This is a genomic window from Natronolimnobius sp. AArcel1 (genome assembly GCF_011043775.1).
Lineage (GTDB): Archaea > Halobacteriota > Halobacteria > Halobacteriales > Natrialbaceae > Natronolimnobius.
The window spans coordinates 241,269-261,552 of sequence record NZ_JAAKXY010000006.1; the positions used below are offsets into that span (position 1 = coordinate 241,269).

Genomic DNA, 20,284 nt, shown 5'->3' on the forward strand with positions numbered 1-20,284 from the left:
AAGTGAGTATTTCGTATTCCCTGAAAGCCCTCACCGCGCTCGACTGTCGGCGACTCGCTGTCGTTCGGAAGACCAAACTCTTCCGTGATGACGAGAGAGTGAAACTCTCTCGAACCATGCGCGCTCGAGACGCTCGCGTGCTCGCGTCGTCGGGGACAGATCGACCACGCCGACCCCTTTCAATCCCACCCCACCCACGCCTCCCCAGCCGACTCGTTCGCTCGTGAACTCGCTCACTCGCCCCTCGCGCGGGGAACGGTGTCTCTCGCTCGAGGAGACTTGAGACGCCGCCAGCACGCGCCGCGATTGTGGTTGTGAGACTGTGTCTGTATTTCTGTGAGTCTATGCGTCTGTAGGTGCCATTGGTGGGCACACCCCCTGGATAAAGTCACTGAGGCGCGTCTGTGCTGTATGGCGACGGCTGGCCTCGAGGAATTGGGAGGTGTGCGACAATAGCCACGCCTGGCACCGTCGCGGCGACGCAGTTGCCTGCCGACGGCGTGCTGGCGGCGCTCGCGATGGCATACGCGCTCGCGCTCGCGTTAGTCCATCTACTGGTCGGGAAGCTGCCGTTTATCGACGCCGTGCCGCGCAGTCGGTGGCTGTCGATTGCAGGTGGCGTGTCCGTCGCGTACGTCTTCGTTCACATCTTGCCGGAGGTTGGCGACGCAGCAGACACCGTCGACGAGAGCGGGACGATTCTAGCCGCTATCGACTACCACATCTACCTCATCACGCTCGCCGGATTCGTCGTCTTCTACGGCCTCGAGCGCTTTGCCGTGATTGGTATCGGCCCGGGAGCGGGCCTCGAGTCGGACGACAACGATCAATCGGCGTCGGCTCCGCATGGCGGCGTCGCGGGTGGGGGTGGCGAGCGCCCGGATCGGTTCCCGGACGGCGTCTTCTGGATCCATACAGGCTCGTTCGGATTGTACAACGCTCTCATTGGCTACCTACTGGTCCATCAGGAAGAGCCGGGAGTGACGAGCGTCACCTTCTTTTTCGTCGCGATGGCGCTGCACTTCATGGTGAACGATGTTGGCCTTCGCGAGCATCACGGCCGGGTCTATCACCGATACGGCCGCTGGTTGCTCGCCGGAGCCGTGCTGCTTGGCTTTGCCGTCGGTGCCGTCACGGAAATCAGCGAGTTCGCTCTCGCGCTGTTGTTCGCGTTTCTCTCCGGCGGCGTAATTTTGAACGTCGTCAAAGAGGAACTGCCGTCCGAGCGCCAGAGCCGCTTTTGGGCGTTCGCCGCCGGTGCGGCGGGCTATTCGCTCGTGTTGTTGACCGTGTGACTATCGGTACGCCAACTCGAGGCCGAGCGCGCGCTCGAGGAGTTCGGCGTCGTAGTAGTCTGTGGTCTGTGCCGGTCGCGTCTCGTCGATTGTCCGCACCGTCTGAACGGTGTTCACGAAGTTTTTGAACGTCGCTTCGTCGACCATCTGGCCGTTGAGCGTGACCGCGCCGGTGCCCTCGCGTTTGGCGGCGTTGAACCGCTCGATCTTGTCCACGTCGCGCTCGAGTTCGTCGGGGGTGGGCATGTGGACGGTGTTCGCCTGAATCGTCTGTTTTGGGTAGAGGGACCACGAGCCGTCGAGGCCGAGTCGGGCTTCGTGTTCGACCTGGTCGGCATACGCGTCGGCGTTGTAGAACGTCAGCCCGGCACGTTCTGTAAAGAGGTCGTCGAACGGGCCGCCAATCGCGAGCAGCCCCGCAGCGCTTGCTTCGTTCGAGAGCGCCTCGAGCAGGCCGTCCCAGCGCGGACGGCCGTCACCGAGGTCGCGGCCACCGAGTTCGGCGGTGTAGTCGACGGGGCCAAAGACGAGCGCGGTGAGCCGGGACTCCTCGCCGAAGCGGGCGATTTCGCGCAGATCTGAGCGCGCGCAGCCTGTTTCGACGATGATCGAGAGGCCAATCGAGTTGTCCGCGTAGCCGTGGGCTTGCTCAGCTTCTGCGACGGCTTCTGTGGCGCGGCGCACGTCCTCGAGGCGACCGACTTTTGGGACGACGACGCCGTCGATTTCGTCTCCAATCTCGCTTACGAGGCGGTCGATCTGCTCGCGCCCCTTCTCGCGGTAGGTTTCGTCCTCGTAGCTCCACTCCACGCGGGGCCAGATCTCGCCCGTGAAGTCGTGGTCGGGGACGAGATCGAGTGTATTCTCGAGGCCCTCGGCTTTCATATCGGGCGCAGTGCCGTCCTCGAGATCGGGGACGAGCCAGTCGGGAGCCTGAAAGCCCGCTGCGGTGAGCCCGGAGCGGAGGTATTTCGCCGAGTCCTCTTTGGGGACGGCGGCCGGTGCGGTCTGGAAGGTTCGGCAGAGTCGGATGTCAGTGTCGTCTGTCATCGGTGAGTGGTGAGTGAGTTGTGTGTTCAGGATTGCGTCCGGATTTCGGCGGTTCGCGTGCCCGAGTAGACGGGCTCCTCGCGCTGGTTGAACGCGATGTGTTCGAAGCGGACCGTGCCCGCGTCGGTAGGCGAACTCGAGTCGGCGTTCGCCTCGAGTACGCGCGTGAACGCGTAGATGGTGTCGCCGGGCATCACGAAGGTGTGGAACTGTTCGTCGTCGAAGCCGACCTCGCGCCAGGTCTGCTCGTCTGAGCGGGCGTGGCCGAGCGCGCTCGAGCGGGTGACGTCGCCGTAGGTGACGATCTCGCCCGAGGGCGCGTCGCTCATGGCATCGGCGTTGTGGTGCTGTTTGGCTGTGTTGAGCGTCGCGAGCGGCAGGGATGCGACGGTGACGTCGTCCTGCGTGCGCCCGCGTTCGTGCCTGTAGGCCACGGTGGCGTGTTGCTCGTCGGCGCGCTCGAGGGCCGCGACGAAGTCCTCGAAGTGCTCTCCGTCGGGGGTGATGAACGTGTCCGGAAGCGTGGGCTGGGGGTCGTCGGCATCGTCATCGTCAGCAGCCTGTGCGCCGCCATCGGTCTCGAGCGGGTCACGTCGCGGGATCATATTCGTGCGCTTGTAGGAACACAGCAGTTCGCCAGTCGCGGCGTCTCGCCCGCGCGTTCGCCAGGTGACGATGCCGTACTGGGGGCGCGAACTCGAGGTAGCCGTGCTCACGACCTCGCTTTCGACCCGCAGTTCGGTGCCCGGTGTAACGGGCGCGCCGGGAAAGCGCACGTCCGTTCGGCCGAGGAAGTAGCCGCCCTTCTCGCTCAGGTCTTCGACAGTGATCCCGAGGGTTGCGGCGGTGAGGTAGTCCGGGTGAATCGGCGGTTCGTCGAACCCGCGCTCGCGGGCGGCGTCCGTGCGCCAGTAGGCCGGATCGTGATTCAGCGTCTGGCTCAGCCACTGTTCGTTGCCCCAGCGAGTGAGCGTCAGTCCAGGGTCGTGCTCGAGCAGGTCGCCCTCTGCGAACGCCTCGAAGTAGTGGCCTTTCTCGCGCGTGTCGGCACGCTCGAGTGCGTGGCTGAACGTCTCGGGGTCAGTCCAGTCGACCGGATCGGATGTGCCGTCAGTCATCCGCGGTCACCTCGTCGGCATCCGGACATGCGACCCGAACCTCTCTGGCGCGTCTGGCGACGGTTCGGCGCATCTCGTTTTCGACGATCATGTAGCCCTCGTCGAAGCCCATGCCGGGTTTGGCCAGCACCTGCGCAGCGTCGGTCGCGAGCGCGACGTGGGCGCAGGCTCGAGCCGACGTTTCGGTTTCGTTGCAGGTGCCGCCGAGATAGGCACGGGTGTCGGTTCCCTCGCAGTAGCGGACGGCCTGCCCACTGCGGTGGAGGCTGCCCAGATCCGGCGTTTTGATCTGAACCACGTCCGCTGCGCCCGCGTCGACGAACGCCCGCACGTCCTCGAGTGTGTTGCACCACTCGTCGGCGACGATGTCGACAGTGGCGCCGGCGCTTTGGAGACCCTCACGGAGTTCAGCCATCGCCTGAATCTGCTTGGCGCGGCTGCCGGCATCCATTGGCCCCTCGATCTGGATGGGGAACGGCGACGCGGCGTCCTCGAGTGTCCGGAAATAGTCGACCACCTCGGCGCGGTCGTACGGCGCGCCGAACAACTCGCCGATCATCCCGTAGACGTCGATGTGGAATCGGGGCGCGTAGTCTGTTTGACCCAATTCTTGTGCGCGTGTTTGAAGCCACTCGACATACTCGAGTAGCGCCTTTCCGTTCTCGCCAATCTTCTCGCGGCTGTTGATCAGGCCGTGAGGGAGGACGGGAACGCCCTTGACGAACATCTTCTCGGCGTTCGTGTAGCGGTCGTCGCCGGACTGGCCGAAGACGGGCACCGGCTCGGTCGCGGGCTCAGTCCCGAGGGCGTCGGCGAGCACGTCTGTCCGCGTCGTGTTCGTCGCTGTCGCGGCCGCAGCGAGCAACGCCTGCGAGACGCCGTAGCGAATCGCCGTGTGCAGTTGCGTCCCTCCCACCTGGAGCGTCTCGAGGATCGCCGCATTCTCGAGGAATCGGGTTGCGTCGCGGCCCTCGAGCGCGTCGGTGACGGGGCCTTCGACGACAGGGGCGTATTCGTCGGCGCGAAAGAGGGGGTCCCGCCCGCCAGCGCCGGAGTACTGGACGGCGGCGCAGTCGCCCCGGACGACAGTGCCATCTGCGAGCTCGAGGTCGACGATAAGCGTCTCGCCGGCTTGTCGGATCTCCTCGAAGCCGTCGGTGACTGGGTCGCCCTCGTAGGTGACGCCATCCTGCGTGGCTCCCTGTTTGATTGCGCGCTGGTCGTCGAAGAAGAACCCGCTGTAGCCGGGTGTCGTGCGAATGTCGGTGATTTGCATCAGGCGTCACCTCCGGTCTGTGGCCGGCCGATCAGTTTCCCGTCACTGATCGCATCGACGTCGTCTGCGACCATTCGGAACGACTGGTCGCGACCCTCCGTCGCGGCTCGCTGTGAGAGTCGTGCCGCATGAATCTCCTTAATCTCGTCGTCCATTGCGAGGTCGCCCCACTCGAGGATGCGGACGCGGCCGTCGTCGTCTCGCGCCGGGAGAACGGCCCCCTTCGCGCTGTCACTCGGGGCGAACGGCACGTCGAGTGCGCCGGCGTCGAACGCGGCGAGCGTTCCCTGGACCACGTCGCCGTCGCCGCACTCGAGGACGGTCTCGAGAAGCGTCCGGGTTTCGCGTTCGATTAAGTCCTGTTCTGCCTGAATGCCGTCGATGTCGATATCCTGTTCGATTGCCATATCGATGACCTGTCGCGTGGTGCGGAGTCCGGCGGCGTTTGCCTCCTTGGTCGGAACGCCCTGGAACTCCTGGGGTGATTTCGTGATGACCTTATCGGGTTGGGCGATGGCGGCGGTCAGCCCGCCGAGGCTGATGACGCCGTTGGCGCGTGCCTCGTCCGGCGGGAAGCCGCCCATCCACTCGTGGAAGACGGTGGTGACTGTGACCTCGTCGGGCAGGAACTCCGTACCGAGTGCCTTGAGGGCGCGCAGTGCGGCCACGTCTTGGACGACGTTGCCGACCTGCCCGTAGCCGAGCGTGAGCGAGCGCACGCCCTGTGTGGCGGCAAGTTGCCCTTCGATCAGCATGATCGTGATCGCGATTGACGGCGGGACGAGCGTCCCGGTAAGCGGGCCGAACGGCTCGCGGTTGATCCGCACGCCGCGTTCGGTGTAGGCCCCCGCCAGCCGGTCGACGAACTGCCAGCGTTCAATCGTCTCCGCAAGGCCGTGGCGATTCGTATAGGGAATGTTGTACGAAATCGGCCCACCCTCGAAGCTCTGGAAGCCGCCCGCAAAGGTGATCGCCGCGAGCAGGCGGGCGTCAGGCGTTCCGTGACGCACCTCGATTGGGGCGTCGACTGCGTCGATCAGCTTTCGACAGCCCTCGACGCCGTGGTTGACCGCTGGAAAGCCATTCAGCGTGTCATCGCCCGTCTCGCGGGCGTTTGCGAGTCCTTCCTTTGCGTTCTCGTACGCGTTGTCGCGCGTGTAGGAGTCAATCGTCGTCGGGAGGAGGTCGGCGTTACCCTCGCCGTGGAGGTACTCGAGGAGGTCGATCTGATCCTCGAGTTGGGGGACGCCGGCTCGTGGCTGCAAGAGTGGGGCGTCGGCTGACTCGAGGACATCCGCGAATCGCTTGTGTGCGGGCAGCGACTCGTGGTATGCGAGTGCGTCCTCGAAGTCGACCGCCGCGCCGGTGGGCCAGTTCGACCGGATTTCGTCGTCGATGCGCCGGAGCTCGTCGCCTGGAATGCGTTCGTCGCGTTGCATCGATGTTAGGAGGTAACGGTGGCCCGTTCGGATTCGGTTGGGCTGAGTGTGAGGTCGCGCCGCAGGGCAGCAATGGCCTCCTCCGGGTCGGTCTCGGAGTCGAAGACGCGGTCAAACCCGAGTTCTCGGAAGGTTCGCCGGGTCTGCTCGAAGTCGTCCTGGCCGACGGCGAGGTTGCCACCGATGTAGGTGACCGCGTCGGCACCGGCGTCCTCGAGTTCCTGCTGAAAGCCCTGGCAGTCCTGCTCGGCGTGGCCGTAGAGCGAGGAGACCAGTACAGCAGCTGCGTCGTGTTCGACTGCGGCCTCGGCGAACTCCTCTTTGGAGGTTTGCACACCGAGGTTGACGACGGTGAAGCCTGCTGCACTGAACGCGTGCTCGAGTATCGTGATGCCAACGACGTGAGCGTCCGAGCCGATCACGCCGAGGACGACGGTTCTAGACATCGTACTCGGGACGATGAGAGTCGGCAGTATAAAGTTAATGATTGTCCATGATAATATTCTTTAATGGTGTTTAGGGAACGGGTGTGAGAAGCAACCACAACAAAATTATTAATAGTGAAGGTTTTTGGCGTGGCGTCGGGATGGTCCGGCCATGGGTGCGCTATCGAACCTGCGCGTGCTAGATCTGACGCAGGTGCTGGCCGGCCCGTACTGTACAATGGTGCTTGCGGACATGGGCGCAGACGTCGTCAAGATCGAACGCCCTGGCGGCGACCTCATCCGCTCGAACCCACCGTTCGTCGAGAGTGACGACGAGCCCTACGGCGGCTACTTCCAGAGCGTCAACCGCGGGAAGCGAAGCCTCGAGCTCGACTTCGGGGATGCGGCTGATCGCGAGGACTTCCTCTCGCTCGTGGCCGACGCCGATGTCGTCGTCGAGAACTATCGTGCTGGAACGATGGAAAAGTACGACCTCGAGTACGAAACCCTGCGCGAGCACAACCCGCAGCTGATCTACTCCTCGATTCGGGGCTTTGGCGATCCCCGCACGGGCGAGACGGCTCGACAGGGCCAGCCCTCCTTCGACCTCATCGCGCAGGCACTCGGCGGCGTCATGGAGATTACAGGGGAAGAGGATGGGGCGCCGACCAAGGTGGGACCGGGTATCGGCGATCTGTTCACCGCAACGCTAAATTGTATTGGGATTTTGGCCGCGGTGAACCACCGCGCACAGACGGGCGAGGGCCAGTACGTCGACACCGGCATGTACGACGCCATGCTCAGCATGACCGAGCGCGCGATCTACCAGCAGTCGTATACTGGTACCGCGCCGACTCGGCAGGGAAACTCCCATCCCACGCTCTTTCCCTACGATGCGTTCGAAACCACCGACGGCTACGCCGTCATCGCCGCCTTCGGGACGAACCACTGGCAAGAACTCTGTACTGCGATGGATCGTCCGAATCTGGCTTCGGCGTATCCCACCGCTGCGGACCGCCTCGAGAATCGAGAGACGCTTCGGGACGACATTTCGACGTGGGCCAGCGGGCTCGAGACTGCGGAACTTGTGGACCGACTCGAGGGTCGTGTCCCCGCTGCGCCGGTCCAGAGTACTGAGGAGATTTTCGACGATCCGCATGTGCATGCGCGGGAGATGCTGATTCCGGTCGAACAGCCCGGCTCCGGGGCGGACGTGGAGATTGCTGGGAATCCGATCAAGATGACCGAGACGCCGCCGGAGCCACGGGGCCGAGCGCCGCTGTTGGATGAGCACCGCGAGGAGGTGTTGGGCGAAGAGTGTGAGGTGGCAGCGGACGATTGATTTTGGTCCGTTACCGGATGAACTGGGCCGCTTCGTTATCGTACTTGCTCGAGGATCTGCAGAAACCGAAACGCAGGCTCACCATAGGATTTCGTTTCCTCGGCTGCGAGTTCCCGAAGTTCGTCGACGCGTTCGGTGTAGGTTTCGTTGACGATGAGATCGATTTCCGTTCCGATTTCAGGATCATCCTTGAGCTCGGCGGAAAGTTGCTCGAGGCCGTCAGTAAGATAGCCGTCCGAGAGATACGGTGCCCAGAGCTGGAGGACGTACTCGTCGGCGTCGTCGAACACGCGCGTCACGTAGTCGTAATCGGCTCGGAACTTGGTCTCGAGTTTTTCGAGTGAGAACTGGTAGCTGTCGTTGCCGTAGTCGGCCCACTTGTCGGTCTTCGGGGTTCCCGAATACGCCGAGCCGTTCAGGTGGGTGATGACCTCACAGGCGTAGACGGTCTGGGTGCCGTTGCTCGAGTCGACCGCGACGACATCGATCTCCATCTGTTCGCCGGCTTCCTTGGATCTCGAGTTGTAGCTGACGACCTCGGCGTCGGTGATGATTTTGTGGTACGCGCCGACGATGAGTTCGCCAGTTTGTGCAGTTGCTGTCATAGTTCGTAGTTACATTGGAGACAAATAGTAATATCAATAAAGATGGTAATTCGCTGCCGTTGTCTTATGTCACGACACACTGGCCGACCAGTGGTTTCTTAGTGTGACAATTCAAGGTGACAGCTATGAGTCAGGCGACGCTGTCGGATCGGCCATATACGAATTCGAATCTGTTCTCCGGCCACTATCTCGACGAGCGCGTGCAGGAACGCGAGGAGTGGGACTGTGATGATGAGGCACGGACAGCACTGGATGAATTACAGTCGTTGTACGACCTCGAGTCCGGACTGGTGGATGGGTACAAGGAAGATGCACTGATAGACAACTGGATCGACGAAGTGCTCGACGTGCTTGGATTCGGGACGAACGTCGAGACGACACTGCCCGGTGGGGGCGGGTACGTCGATGCGCTGCTATTCGAGGATGCTACGGCGCGTCGCGACGCTGCGGAGGTCTATCTGCGAACTGAGGACACGGCTGATCTGTTCGAACGCGGCGTCGGGCTGGTCGAAGCAAAGCAGTGGGACGCCGACTTCACGACTCGATTTAGTGAGCAGCGGCCGTATCGGAACGCCTCCCACCAGATCAAACACTATCTCGAGCGAACGCCAGAGGAAATCCAGTGGGGCGTGCTGACGAACGGGCGCAAGTGGCGACTCTACGGAACGAACGACTACGAGACACAGACCTACTACGAGGTGGATTTGCCGGAGTTGCTCGAGCACGGCGATCTCGAGGCGTTCAAGTATTTCTACGTCTTTTTCCGCCCCGGTGCATTCCGGGAGATTTCCGGGACGACCTTTCTGGATTCGGTCTGGTCCGAGAGCGAGACGGTTGCCCAGGAACTCGGGGAGGACTTACAGGACAACGTCTTCACCGCGTTGCGGGTGCTTGGACGTGGGTTTGCCGAAACGAACGATCTCGATATTGACCCGGACGACGACGAGGAACTTGCGGCGCTGAAAGAGCAGTCGCTGGTGTTGTTGTACCGGCTGATGTTCGTCCTCTACGCCGAATCGCGGGGGTTGATCCATCCGGAGGGTGGCGACGCCGTCACGGAGTACGAGGACAACTTCAGCCTGAACGAACTGCGACTCGAGATTCACGAGGAAATCGGCGAGGTCGACGACGGTTTCGACACCTACAGCGAGCACTCGACGACGATGTGGAGTCGGCTCGAGGATCTGTTTCGGCTGGTCGACGAAGGCGAGGAGTCGCTGGGGATTCCGCCGTACAACGGCGGGCTGTTCAATCAGGAGAACCACGAGTTCCTGACGAACCATCAGGTGAGCAACCGCTATCTCGCGGAAGTCATCTACCGTATTTCGACGACCGAAAACGACGAGGGGCGGTACGTGCTGGCCGACTACGCGGACCTGGATACACGGCATCTGGGAAGCGTCTACGAGGGACTGCTCGAGCATCAGTTCCGAATCGCGCCGGAGGACTACGCGGCGGTGTCGGACGACGGCGGACAGGTTTGGGAACCTGCAACGGAGGTGTCGGTTGCGGACGCGGTCGAAACCGTCGATGCGGGTGGGCTGTACGTTGTCAACGACGAGGGCGAGCGAAAGGCCACGGGGGCGTACTATACACCGGACTACGTGGTGACGTACATCGTCGAGGAGACGGTCGATCCGCTGATTGACGAGATTCGGGCGGACCTCCAGGAGCAGGGCTTCGAGACGGGAACGCACGAGTATCTCGGGGCGTTTTACCGCCGGGTGCTGGATCTGACGATTCTCGATCCGGCGATGGGCAGCGGGCACTTCCTGACGCGGGCGACGGAGTACCTGGCCCAGCAGGTGATGGAGGAGGTGCGCGAGATCGAGGAGGCGACGGCGTTCGACGAGCAGCGGGTTCGCCGGGACGTGGCGAAGGAGTGCATCTACGGCGTGGACTTGAACGGGATGGCGGTCGAACTCGCGAAGCTCTCGATGTGGCTCGAGACGCTCGCGGCGGATCAGCCGTTGGCGTTTCTGGACCACCACCTGAAGGCGGGCAACTCGCTGGTTGGGTCGGACGTGACGGCGGTGCTGTCGAACGGTGCGGAGGCGGACGACGACGGTGGGCAGTTGACCCTCCAGCAGTCGTTTGCCCGCGTGCGCGAGCAGACGCTGGATCACGTCATGGATCGGGTCCAGGAGTTACTCGAGATCGATAACGAGACGCTCGAGGACATCAAGTCGATGGAGGAGTTGTACGACGAGGTGCGAAGCGATCCGTTCTACCAGCGGTTGTTCGAGTTGACGAACGTCCACACGGCGGAGCGATTCGATCTGGACGTGCCCGAGGGGGCCTACGAGCGGATGGCGGGTGCAATCGACGACGAAGACAAGTGGGCCGACGTGCGCGAAGAGGGCTGGTTCCAATCAGCGCAGGCGATGGCTGAGGGCGAGGCGTTTTTCCACTGGGAACTCGAGTTTCCGGAGGTCTTCTTTGATCAGGATGGGGAAAAGCGAGCGGATGCTGGGTTTGATGCGGTGATTGGGAATCCTCCGTATGTCCGCCAAGAGCAAATTAAAGGAGCAACTGAATTGTTCTCAGAATTTGAAGTCTATTCCCCTGCTGCAGACCTCTATACGTATTTCATCGAACAAGGTTACGAACTTCTGGCTGATGAGAATAATTTGGGATATATTGTATCAAATAAATTCACAAAGGCAGAATATGGAAATCCTCTTCGGAAGTTTTTAGCCAGCAATACACGGCTCAAAACCCTCTGTGACTTCCATGATTTACCTGTCTTTGGTCCTTCTGTCTCGGCATATCCGTTAATAATGTCTTTAAAGAAGAGTGAACCCTCTTCCAGCAACGAAGTATCAATTATGAAGATAGATGATTTAGAGTTCAGGAGGTTGCGAGAAAGAGTCGATGAAAATAGTGTTCTGATAGAACAGTCCCAATTGAGTAGTGAATCGTGGTCATTATCAAATCCAGAAGCGATTGAATTAACAAATAAAATCAATGGGATTGGCGAAGAATTAGATCAATACCTAAGTTCGGAAATTTTGAGAGGGATATTAACTGGTTTGAATGAGGCATTTATAATCGGGAAGGATAAATATGACAAGATAGTAGATAATGACCTTAATTCTGAACGTTTCATTGTCCCACTCATGAAAGGACATGATGCAGACCGATATCTATCTGGATTCTCAGATCGCTATCTAATCCGAGTCCCATCCGGTTGGTCAAAGTCGGCATCTGGAAGAGAATCAGAAGAAGATGCATGGGAATGGTTCGCCTCTGAGTATCCCGGAATCGCAGACCATCTCATTGAATTTAGATCTGATGCACGCTCACGGTATGACAGGGGAGAATGTTGGTGGGAGCTTCGTCCATGTGACTATTATGACGAATTTGAGTCAGAAAAAATAGTGTACCCTGAAATTTCAGATGGACCTCGATTCAGTCTTGATATCGATGCAAAGTATACAAATAATAAATGTTTCATAATACCTGTTGAAGATTATGAATTACTCGGTATTCTCAATTCATCTGTTGGTGAGTTTTGGGCAAGAAATAAACTTTCCAGCGTTCGTGGGGGGTATCTAGAATACCGAACAGTTCATTTGTCGGAATTCCCTGTCCCATCTGGAGATGAACCAAAACTGTCTAACGCTGTAGAAAATATAATCGATTTGATTGCAGAACGGCGTACTCTGAATCTCTCTCTTCTTGACCACTTTGGTTCCTACTCGAATGGAGAAAACCTATCCAATATTGGACTTACTCAACCACCAGAAGGCGTAGCCGACTCCATTCTTAACGATACGACTAACGAACAAGAGAATCTTCGAATTGGAACTGTTGAGGTCGTTCGTGAGACCACAACATCTCTTGAGATCCAACTCACAGCTCGTTACAAACCTGACGATGAACTCGAATATGATACTGACCAATGGGGATATACCGAAACTGAACTCTTACCAGCAGTTCATATATCTAATCTCACCAAGACTGAGGCAGATCTCATAGAGGCCTTTGTTCCTGTCGCTGTTGACGAAGCTGGAGGGTTTGCCAACTTCCGTGAGACAGCCACCAAAACTAATTCACTCATTGACCGTCTTCGGAAACTCACACTTCCTGCTGTTGATGACATTTGTTCAGGCCTCAAAAGCTATCTTGAAACAAAAGAACGAGCTGAGGAACTCAACAAAGAAATTGAAAATACAGACCAACTAATTGATGAAATCGTCTATGAATTATACGAGTTATCAGACAAAGATATTGAGATCATTGAAGAAGCTATTATAGAATAAATCCGGCGCTCTATGAAGGTTTTTCAAGGCCGAATTTTGAAATTGCATCTCTCTTTTGTCTTTCATCTGCTACACGTTGTAATCCATGTGGATGATAGATGTCTTCGTATCCAAGAACATCATTCACCTCACTAACACTTATGTCGACTTGTTGAAGGTCAGAGATAATATATATGAGTTTGCGATTTGCGCTCTTTTCTCCCCAATAGTCTTCTGCGAATAAATCCGTCTTGCATGTCGCCTGAATTATTCCACCAGCAACATATCGGCCTTTGTCTACTCCATAGAGAAATACATAGTCTCCCTTATCAATAGATTCAAATATGTCTCTATTTTGTTGTCCGTCATTACTACCCCACACTCGGGCAGTACTCGGTATGTCATCTGGTAGGGAAGAATGATTGGAAAGGTCAATAGGTGTAGCAACTGTCGTTTGAAAATCTTCATTTACTGTATCAAGAAAGATATCTTTCCACATTTTGTTTCGATTGAAAATAGGTGTGGGATCCAATAAATCCTTTGTGTCATAGTAACTCGAGCTTTTATTCTGCCATCTACCGGGGCGTACGAGACATCCTCGAGACCAACGCGCGAGTCGACGAACCCGAGGAAGCCGTTAGCTAGTAGCCGTCTAAAAACAACCCGGACAAAAAACGAAATCGTCACCTCCCAATCCTGATTCCCCAGATCAGCCCTACTCGTCGAACTCGAGAGCAGGCGGAATAACCCGACAGCCACACGGGCTGGCGGTGCCAACCGCTGGCTCGGAGACGACGGTGACGACGACGGCTTCGCCACAGGAGGGACACTCGGGGAATGAGTGGCCTGATTCCTGATCGCGTTCGGTCGTCATCGCTCCTCGAGCATGATGGCGGTCGCTGGTGATTCGTGTCGATACGTCACTCGTGCGGGATGTTTATATCCCGGTAGAATGTACGGATTCATGGCTTCAAGCCGTTCGGCTGGAAGCCCGTCTCGGGTGTCACACCACCCGGGGCATTTGCGTACCCCCGCGGAGACCGGCTTCCGTGTAATTTGTTGACTGGTTGTGACTTATATCTACTGGTGCGCGTGGTAATTCGGCTCCGTGTGACTGGCCTCGAGATGGGGGGCTTGCTCGAGTCATGCCGTACTCGAGCCGGTGGCTGTCCGGGACTGGTTCTGCAAGTGAAATCACCAGTAAGATCTTTGCGTTTGTGTATGTATACACAAAGTATGGGGACGAAAACCATCGGCATCCGAGAGGACGTCTATGAGCGGTTGAAGGCTCGAAAACGAGAGGATGAGAGCTTTACAGACCTGATGAACCGCATATTGGACGACACGACTGTCGATTGGCGTGAGGGCTTCGGAACACTCTCCGACGACGACGCTGCGGAACTCGAGCAGATCGTTGCGGACTCCCGTGACCACACGAGTGATGGGCTTTCCGGACGACAACAAGAGGCGCTGGATGAGTTCGCGGAGATAGAGGCAGACGATGAAACTGCTTGATACAACGTTCCTTATCCACTATTGGGCAGGACGAGAGGCGGTTAAAGACTATCTTGAAACGCATGAAGAAGCGGAGTTTGTGACCACGACACTGAACATCAAAGAAATTGCCGTGGGACGGGAACTACAAGGGAAACTTGATCCAGTTGAGATTCAGTCACAGTTTGAGTGGATGACTATCCTCCCGTTTCAGCTGGAACATGCCGTCATTGCTGGCGAGTTAGAAGCGGCGTTTCACCGGGATGAAACGGTGAATCAGGACAAAATAAATTCCTTCTCCGGAGATTTACTGATCGCCGCCGTTGCGAAAGCAGCAGGGGCAACAGTTGTCACGCGAAATATGGACGACTTCGAGCAATTCGATGGCGTCTCTGTCGAGTCGTATTAGGCTGATTGATACGGATTGTTGTCGCGTTTTACCGGTGATCGCTCGGACGGGTCGGCGATCACCGGTACCGAACGACAACGGACCGTATGAAGGCATACGCGACAGCCGCGACACTCGTCGGACACCGATGAGTCCCAAAAACGGAGTTCAGATGTCTGACCCCTCGAGCACAGTGGAACCAGTTGTATCCCACAGCACGACTGCACATCGGTGAACTCGTGAAACGCATTGATACGACGCTGCAGCAACACCACGGACGACATCTCTCGGGCGAAATCATCGACGCCTGAACGGTTCCCTACACTCGAGTCATACCGTACTCGAGGTGAGAAACGGTCACGGTCGATGTACTAAGCCTCCGGCTCGTCGGTTGTCCACTCCCATGTACCACAGCAAAATGAACCCGTTACTCGAGCGCCTCGAGACGCTCTTTGACAGCCGCTTCGGAAAGTTCGCTCAACGGCGTATCGTCACTATCATCGCCAGCCTCATCCTCGTAAGTGAGACTAATCCACCCCGACTCGTGGGCGGCCTCCGCATCAGGACGCCGTAGCAGGGGTGAGTAACCCGTTGCAAGCCATCGATGACGATCCATCTCATCGCCACCCGTATTGCGGCCGTCCGAACGGGAGTGTTGGCTCATACTGTCAGTATTGCGCTGGCGCATGAAAAGTCTTCGGTAGCGTACTACTCTTTGGCTGTCGACTCCTCGAGCGAGTGCGCTGAGCCTGAGACTGGGTCCGTGATTGACTCGACGAGTTGTCGCGCGAGACGTCGCTTTGTTCGACTATAGAGTGCCTGTTGGCGAAGGATTTCGACCCACCGTTCTAGCCGACGTGCGCCCGTTTTCGTTCCCGGCTGAACATCCTTCTCGTATGCGAGATTCACAAGGCGAAATAACTGATCATGAACGCGTTCGCTCTGCTGATTCGAATTAATCGCTTCAGCCACTAACCGAGTAAGTGGAACCCACATATCGTCATTTTGGAGCGTGTAGACCACTGACCGTTCGTCGAGTATAACCTTCCCACCACGGAGATGGTATTCGTCTGAATATGGAGTACTGCCGGTTCGAAGCTGATCAACTGCCATCATGATTTCCGTCGTCGGAATACAAAAGCTAAAGACGATGTTCGAGCCGATGTCGACCGCTGGTGCCTTTGAGGGCGTGGCGTTCAAAACAGTATCAGCATCGATCTTGAAATAGTTACGTTCAGGTTCATCGAGAGTCTGCGCGAACAGTTCAGCGGCCGTTCGATTCCGTACACCGCGATAGACAGTTATCCGACCACCGTTCTGGACACGAAGTAATCCTTGCGTCACGTGATAGAGCGACTGGACTACTCCCATTGTCTCCGATGTGAACGGGCCAGCTGGAGGACGGGGCCCATTTGGGCGTGTCCGAATAGACGTTTCCAATCCGAACGTCGTTCGATAGATGCGCTCGAGTTCCTGCGGCGCAGGATACGACGGATCACTTGATTTCTTCCACTGCTCGAGAAGAGAGAGCACGTACTCTACCGCTCGAGTAGATTCCCGGAGTTTGAGTGATTCGTGGAGTTCATCTCGAGCGTCGGTTGCTAATCGAACGAACGCAGCCTGTCCTGGTTCAGTGACTGACGCTGGTGGAACGTACTTTTGCGGATCAGACTGTGTGAGATCGATATTGTATTCGTTTTCGATTACGTCTGGCTCTGCTTCCGGAATCGGTGCGAGTGGGTGACTCGAGTCAAGCGTATACTCACGCGATAGCGAGAGTGGATCGGCTGCGTTCGTGATATCCGCTATTTTGTCTCCGTCGTCCTCGTCACCCATGGTTGTTAGCTACGGATTTCTATAGTAACAACTGAAACGGTTTACACACCAATCGCGTAGCCGTCATGCGATTGGGTGTGCACTGACTTTCAGTGGCTACTATAGTGTTAGTATAAAGAACCCAGCCAAACGAACAGACTGTATTGTAGTACCACCTATAGTAGCCACTGCAAGTGAGTGTGTACATAGTTGCAGTTGTTACTATATTTGTATCCCACAGCACGACCGCACCATTGGCGACCTCGTGAAACGCATTGATACGACGCTGCAGCAACATCACGGTCGAAATCATCGACGCCTGAGCGGCCACTCCTACCGATCTGGCACCCATGGTACCGCTCGAGTCTCTCACCGGACCTGAGACACGGTTGGATCTTCTGTGAGAGGGTCAGCACTCGAGCAGCCCCCATGCTCGAGTCATGCCATACCCAAGACGACCTACTCGCGCATTTCGATCCGGAGCCGACCCGTATCGGCGATGTGGACGTGATACTCCTTGCTGGTGAACTCGATGTGACGGTCTGCTATCGGTGTTGTCCTCGAAAAGCCTGTTGTGCCTGTGGATCAATGTGGCCGTACAGCGTGAAGTCGATCTGCTGGGGAGCATCCACCGGATCTACGTTCTCGAGGACGCAGATCGCACGGATAATAGCGAAACTGGGCTGCGTCTCATCGTCGAAGGTGTGGTCGACAACATCGGAATCCCCATTTTCGGCGGTCATCTCTCGCCTGAATCCTACTACTTGCCAGCCGTCTTAGAGTCTACTCCCCAGATGATTTGGTAACAGGTCTCGAGCGATATACGACTGCTGTGGGCGGGCGCTCCGCGACGCACTAACAGTAACTCTTTTGCAAGACCCCTGCACACGTTCGAGTAACCATGAGCAACGACTGGCCGGTGGACCCGGACGGTGAGGAGGGCAGCGAGGGCGGCCGCAAGTACGACATGCGGATCATCGCGGACAAAGTCGACGAAGAAGAAGACTTCCCGCTCGAGCGCGATGCGTTTGTCGAGGAGTACGGCGACTATCCAATTCGCGTCAACTACGAGCGCGTTGTCGCCATGAGCGAGATCTTCGAGTACATCGACGAATCGGAGTTCGAGACGATTCTCGACATGCACAAAGCCGTCGGTAACGCCATGCGCGAAGGCGACTTCTGGGACTACCACCCCAAAGGCGCAAATCCCGAGAAGAAACGCGCCTGAACGCGGACCTAAGCCACTCACAACTCATTTCTGTACAGCCGGTCTCGAGTTCTCGTACGAACACCGAGCGTGTGGTACTTCCCCACACATCACGAATCTGGATTGCGTATCACTTATACGACGAGCGTCGAAATGGAGAGTCACAGTGACGAACACGCAGGTTACGCTCGTTCAGATCGACAACTACGGGCCGTGGACGGTGACGCCAGAACCGCGCCGTGAAGCCGACCTGCAGACGCTGCAGTCCCGGCTCTATGCCGATATCTCTCAGTTTGTCGGCAACCGCAACGGCTACACCTTCTTTACGCGCTTTGATAACATGATTGCCGTGACGAACGGCCTCTCGCTCGAGGATCACGCACTCCTTCAGGAGTCCGTCGGCAATCGGTATCCCGTTTCGCTCAGCCTCGGCGTTGCAACCGGCACGACGCCCGCACAGGCTCTTTCCGATGCGACAGCACTTGTCCAAGACGCCGGCAGCGCGCAGGACAAAGACCGCCGCGAGTGCCTCGAGGGGCGCACCATCGACGACGGCCATCGTACACCGGACGATGTCCAGATCGCTCACTTCGACGTGATAAACGCGACGGGCAACTATACGGACGAACTCAACGCCTTCGATAGCTTCATCGAGATCGAGCAGGGCTACGCCGAACTCATGCGCCACATGCGCCGAACTCACGACAGCCTCTCGTTTTTCGTCGGCGGTGACAACATCATCGTCACCTGTCCCGACCTCGAGCGCGCTGAGTACGAGGAAGCAATTACCCACGTCGAAGAAGCCGTCGACGTCCGCCTGCAGGTCGGCGTCGGCCGCGGCAAACACGCACACGACGCTGGATTCGCCGCCAAACACGCCCTCGAGACCTGCCGGGCTGACGGAACGCGAGTCGAACTCGAGTGGGAGCACTGACGCCACAAATACAGATTGGTTTCACACCGGTCGGTGCTCACCACAGACAAGACGGGGTGACGCCACAACAGGGCCGCCTGCTGTCGATTCCTCAATCTTCGACAGCGACTCGCTTAAATGTAGTGGAGGTAGCTTTTAGCCATCGTGTGCGTATTGTTCACACATGGAATCAGAACTGTCGGTGACTGACATTCTGACGAACGAGTTCGTCGGCGTGAGCGAGTCTGATACGGTGGTCGGCGCAGTGCAACTCATGCGCGACGAACGCGTGAGTTGCGTGCTCGTCGTCCGCGGTGCAGACCCCGTCGGGATCGTGACCGAGTGGGACATCCTCGAGATCGTCGCAGAGGAGCGCGATCCCGCTGAGACGACAGTCGGAGATGTGATGACTGCACCCGTGATCACGCTCGAGCCGGATCGATCGCTCGCTGATGCAGCGACACTGATGGGACGCGAAGATATCCGAAACGTCGTCATCCAGGGTGAGGGCGACGACGATATTCGTGGTATCGTCACCCAGCGCGACGTCATCGCGGCGGCAGGCTCGTTCCAAGCCGCCGTCACGCCCGGCCGCTCGAGTACCGGTTCGGATGCGATCAACCCCGAACAGCCACTTGAGGAGTCTGTCCAACAGGTCGCCGACGACCGGGCGGAAGTGGTCGCAAACGGCGGCGACGAGTACACAACGCAGGGCGTCTGTGAAACCTGCGGGTCGCTGGCTGATTCGCTCTGGGAGGCAAATGGCCAACTCGTCTGTCCAGACTGTCGAACGGTGTGAGCCACACCTGTCTGACCGACGCGTGGCGGCTCGAGGCGTCGATAGAAAGGCCTTTCGTGGCCGATTGGTGACTGGCCGATACTGTGTATCCACCCCGTTTCCAGCAGATGGTACCATACGATCTCCCCGATCGAACTGCTCGCTCGAGCGGGACCAATGACTGAGCCAACAATTACCCACGCGACGAGTGACGACCTCGAGACGGTTACTGACCGGTGGGTAGACCTCGCGCGCGACCAGCGAGCCTACGGCTCATCGATCCGCGCCGAGGCCAATCGCGAGACCATGCGCGAGACGCTCGCAGCCCACCAGTTTACGAACAGTTTGCTCGTCGCCCGGCTCGAGGGAGATCTCGTCGGCTTCGCCTCGTTTTCGCTCGAGCAGGGTGCGCTCTCGCTCGCGACGACACGTGGGCTGTTGTCGAACCTCTACGTCGATCCGTCGTATCGAGGCCGCGGCATTGGCACGGCGCTACTCGAGGCGGTCGAAGCCGAACTCCGCGACCGCGGGGCCGAGGTCGTCCGCCTCGAGGTGGTAGCGCCAAACGAGGATGCGCGCCGATTCTACCGGGAGCGGGGCTATGAGCCGGTTCGAGTGACGATGGACCACCACCTTGAGGGCTCATCGGAAAACGATACACACTCAAAGGAGGACGCATAACCAACGTACTGCGCCAGGGGAGCATGGGGGGTTCATGCACTCGACTTGTAATCGAGACTCCCGGGGTTCAAATCCCCGCCCTGGCTCGTTCCTATTCTGTGCAACTCGGTTGAATTCGATTTCAGTCACACCTCTCTGCGGAAACTCGGCGTTCAATCTGTCCTTGGATAGTGAAAATCAGGGATTTAAACTATTCAATAAACAGCATCGTCCT

At 58.1% G+C, this 20,284-nt stretch carries 20 protein-coding genes and 1 tRNA gene; 11 read left to right on the forward strand and 10 right to left on the reverse strand.

The annotated features are described in order from the left end of the window. Window positions 1-518 precede the first annotated feature (518 nt). Window positions 519-1,295, forward strand: a complete 777-nt coding sequence (locus G6M89_RS18855; protein ID WP_165163670.1) for a hypothetical protein — start codon at window positions 519-521, stop codon at window positions 1,293-1,295. Here G6M89_RS18855 and citE read toward each other — a convergent pair whose 3' ends face one another. The 5 genes from citE to glmS are packed head-to-tail and all read right to left on the reverse strand — an operon-like array spanning window position 1,296 to window position 6,639. After that, a complete protein-coding gene (gene citE / locus G6M89_RS18860; RefSeq protein WP_165163449.1) occupies window positions 1,296-2,345 on the reverse strand; it encodes an L-malyl-CoA/beta-methylmalyl-CoA lyase in 1,050 nt (349 codons plus the stop codon). A gap of 26 nt (window positions 2,346-2,371) precedes the next feature. Next, entirely contained in the window at window positions 2,372-3,463 is a 1,092-nt protein-coding gene (gene mch / locus G6M89_RS18865) for a 2-methylfumaryl-CoA hydratase (protein ID WP_165163450.1), read from the reverse strand. After that, complete coding sequence (locus tag G6M89_RS18870; protein WP_165163451.1) at window positions 3,456-4,739, reverse strand: methylaspartate ammonia-lyase; 1,284 nt, start codon at window positions 4,737-4,739, stop codon at window positions 3,456-3,458. The genes mch and G6M89_RS18870 overlap by 8 nt, the downstream gene beginning before the upstream one ends. Further along, window positions 4,739-6,178, reverse strand: coding sequence for a methylaspartate mutase subunit E (locus G6M89_RS18875; protein WP_165163452.1), 1,440 nt, complete (start codon window positions 6,176-6,178; stop codon window positions 4,739-4,741). The genes G6M89_RS18870 and G6M89_RS18875 overlap by 1 nt, the downstream gene beginning before the upstream one ends. A 5-nt stretch (window positions 6,179-6,183) precedes the next feature. After that, window positions 6,184-6,639, reverse strand: coding sequence for a methylaspartate mutase subunit S (gene glmS / locus G6M89_RS18880; RefSeq protein WP_165163671.1), 456 nt, complete (start codon window positions 6,637-6,639; stop codon window positions 6,184-6,186). 136 nt (window positions 6,640-6,775) lie between these two features. On the opposite strand from glmS, the gene mct reads away from it, so the two are divergent. Further along, window positions 6,776-7,945 (forward strand): succinyl-CoA:mesaconate CoA-transferase, encoded by a 1,170-nt coding sequence (mct, locus tag G6M89_RS18885; RefSeq protein ID WP_165163453.1) that lies wholly within the window; start codon window positions 6,776-6,778, stop codon window positions 7,943-7,945. 35 nt (window positions 7,946-7,980) lie between these two features. On the opposite strand, the gene G6M89_RS18890 is transcribed toward mct, so the two are convergent. Beyond that, a complete protein-coding gene (locus G6M89_RS18890) occupies window positions 7,981-8,550 on the reverse strand; it encodes a hypothetical protein (RefSeq protein WP_165163454.1) in 570 nt (189 codons plus the stop codon). 125 nt (window positions 8,551-8,675) lie between these two features. Here G6M89_RS18890 and G6M89_RS18895 point away from each other — a divergent pair, with 125 nt between their 5' ends. After that, on the forward strand, window positions 8,676-12,815 hold the full coding sequence (locus G6M89_RS18895) for an Eco57I restriction-modification methylase domain-containing protein (protein ID WP_165163455.1): 4,140 nt from the start codon (window positions 8,676-8,678) through the stop codon (window positions 12,813-12,815). Between the two features lie 10 nt (window positions 12,816-12,825). On the opposite strand, the gene G6M89_RS18900 is transcribed toward G6M89_RS18895, so the two are convergent. Both G6M89_RS18900 and G6M89_RS18905 read right to left on the reverse strand, forming a co-directional pair. Beyond that, entirely contained in the window at window positions 12,826-13,293 is a 468-nt protein-coding gene (locus G6M89_RS18900) for a hypothetical protein (RefSeq protein ID WP_165163456.1), read from the reverse strand. A 216-nt stretch (window positions 13,294-13,509) separates the two neighbouring features. Then, on the reverse strand, window positions 13,510-13,668 hold the full coding sequence (locus G6M89_RS18905) for a hypothetical protein (RefSeq protein WP_165163457.1): 159 nt from the start codon (window positions 13,666-13,668) through the stop codon (window positions 13,510-13,512). A 362-nt stretch (window positions 13,669-14,030) separates the two neighbouring features. On the opposite strand from G6M89_RS18905, the gene G6M89_RS18910 reads away from it, so the two are divergent. Both G6M89_RS18910 and G6M89_RS18915 read left to right on the forward strand, forming a co-directional pair. Then, on the forward strand, window positions 14,031-14,309 hold the full coding sequence (locus tag G6M89_RS18910) for an antitoxin VapB family protein (RefSeq protein WP_165163458.1): 279 nt from the start codon (window positions 14,031-14,033) through the stop codon (window positions 14,307-14,309). Next, window positions 14,296-14,697 carry a PIN domain-containing protein gene (locus G6M89_RS18915; RefSeq protein ID WP_165163459.1) on the forward strand — a complete coding sequence of 134 codons (402 nt, stop codon included), beginning with the start codon at window positions 14,296-14,298 and terminating at the stop codon, window positions 14,695-14,697. The genes G6M89_RS18910 and G6M89_RS18915 overlap by 14 nt, the downstream gene beginning before the upstream one ends. A gap of 406 nt (window positions 14,698-15,103) precedes the next feature. Here G6M89_RS18915 and G6M89_RS18920 read toward each other — a convergent pair whose 3' ends face one another. Both G6M89_RS18920 and G6M89_RS18925 read right to left on the reverse strand, forming a co-directional pair. Further along, a complete protein-coding gene (locus tag G6M89_RS18920; protein WP_165163460.1) occupies window positions 15,104-15,340 on the reverse strand; it encodes a hypothetical protein in 237 nt (78 codons plus the stop codon). 44 nt (window positions 15,341-15,384) lie between these two features. Further along, the gene (locus G6M89_RS18925; RefSeq protein ID WP_165163461.1) at window positions 15,385-16,512 is read right to left on the reverse strand and encodes a hypothetical protein; all 1,128 of its coding nucleotides are present in this window, start codon (window positions 16,510-16,512) and stop codon (window positions 15,385-15,387) included. Window positions 16,513-17,081: 569 nt separating this feature from the next. On the opposite strand from G6M89_RS18925, the gene G6M89_RS22450 reads away from it, so the two are divergent. The 6 genes from G6M89_RS22450 (at window position 17,082) to G6M89_RS18955 (ending at window position 20,156) form a co-directional block, all read left to right on the forward strand. Next, a complete protein-coding gene (locus G6M89_RS22450) occupies window positions 17,082-17,297 on the forward strand; it encodes a hypothetical protein (RefSeq protein ID WP_241175444.1) in 216 nt (71 codons plus the stop codon). Window positions 17,298-17,392: 95 nt separating this feature from the next. Continuing rightward, window positions 17,393-17,719, forward strand: a complete 327-nt coding sequence (locus tag G6M89_RS18935) for a DUF5785 family protein (protein ID WP_165163463.1) — start codon at window positions 17,393-17,395, stop codon at window positions 17,717-17,719. Between the two features lie 145 nt (window positions 17,720-17,864). Then, a complete protein-coding gene (locus tag G6M89_RS18940; protein WP_165163464.1) occupies window positions 17,865-18,632 on the forward strand; it encodes a GTP cyclohydrolase III in 768 nt (255 codons plus the stop codon). A gap of 163 nt (window positions 18,633-18,795) precedes the next feature. Next, the gene (locus G6M89_RS18945) at window positions 18,796-19,410 is read left to right on the forward strand and encodes a cyclic nucleotide-binding/CBS domain-containing protein (protein WP_165163465.1); all 615 of its coding nucleotides are present in this window, start codon (window positions 18,796-18,798) and stop codon (window positions 19,408-19,410) included. 156 nt (window positions 19,411-19,566) lie between these two features. After that, window positions 19,567-20,070, forward strand: a complete 504-nt coding sequence (locus G6M89_RS18950; protein WP_165163466.1) for a GNAT family N-acetyltransferase — start codon at window positions 19,567-19,569, stop codon at window positions 20,068-20,070. Window positions 20,071-20,082: 12 nt separating this feature from the next. Further along, window positions 20,083-20,156 (forward strand) — tRNA-Thr (locus tag G6M89_RS18955). Window positions 20,157-20,284 lie beyond the last annotated feature (128 nt).

Excerpts from the sequence above, each read along its gene's own strand:
- G6M89_RS18855 (WP_165163670.1), top strand. The coding sequence starts at position 519 with ATGGCATACGCGCTCGCGCTCGCGTTAGTCCATCTACTGGTCGGGAAG.
- citE (WP_165163449.1), bottom strand. The coding sequence starts at position 2,345 with ATGACAGACGACACTGACATCCGACTCTGCCGAACCTTCCAGACCGCA.
- mch (WP_165163450.1), bottom strand. The coding sequence starts at position 3,463 with ATGACTGACGGCACATCCGATCCGGTCGACTGGACTGACCCCGAGACG.
- G6M89_RS18870 (WP_165163451.1), bottom strand. The coding sequence starts at position 4,739 with ATGCAAATCACCGACATTCGCACGACACCCGGCTACAGCGGGTTCTTC.
- G6M89_RS18875 (WP_165163452.1), bottom strand. The coding sequence starts at position 6,178 with ATGCAACGCGACGAACGCATTCCAGGCGACGAGCTCCGGCGCATCGAC.
- mct (WP_165163453.1), top strand. The coding sequence starts at position 6,776 with ATGGGTGCGCTATCGAACCTGCGCGTGCTAGATCTGACGCAGGTGCTG.
- G6M89_RS18890 (WP_165163454.1), bottom strand. The coding sequence starts at position 8,550 with ATGACAGCAACTGCACAAACTGGCGAACTCATCGTCGGCGCGTACCAC.
- G6M89_RS18895 (WP_165163455.1), top strand. The coding sequence starts at position 8,676 with ATGAGTCAGGCGACGCTGTCGGATCGGCCATATACGAATTCGAATCTG.
- G6M89_RS18900 (WP_165163456.1), bottom strand. The coding sequence starts at position 13,293 with ATGTGGAAAGATATCTTTCTTGATACAGTAAATGAAGATTTTCAAACG.
- G6M89_RS18905 (WP_165163457.1), bottom strand. The coding sequence starts at position 13,668 with ATGACGACCGAACGCGATCAGGAATCAGGCCACTCATTCCCCGAGTGT.
- G6M89_RS18910 (WP_165163458.1), top strand. The coding sequence starts at position 14,031 with ATGGGGACGAAAACCATCGGCATCCGAGAGGACGTCTATGAGCGGTTG.
- G6M89_RS18915 (WP_165163459.1), top strand. The coding sequence starts at position 14,296 with ATGAAACTGCTTGATACAACGTTCCTTATCCACTATTGGGCAGGACGA.
- G6M89_RS18920 (WP_165163460.1), bottom strand. The coding sequence starts at position 15,340 with ATGAGCCAACACTCCCGTTCGGACGGCCGCAATACGGGTGGCGATGAG.
- G6M89_RS18925 (WP_165163461.1), bottom strand. The coding sequence starts at position 16,512 with ATGGGTGACGAGGACGACGGAGACAAAATAGCGGATATCACGAACGCA.
- G6M89_RS18935 (WP_165163463.1), top strand. The coding sequence starts at position 17,393 with ATGAGCAACGACTGGCCGGTGGACCCGGACGGTGAGGAGGGCAGCGAG.
- G6M89_RS18945 (WP_165163465.1), top strand. The coding sequence starts at position 18,796 with ATGGAATCAGAACTGTCGGTGACTGACATTCTGACGAACGAGTTCGTC.
- G6M89_RS18950 (WP_165163466.1), top strand. The coding sequence starts at position 19,567 with ATGACTGAGCCAACAATTACCCACGCGACGAGTGACGACCTCGAGACG.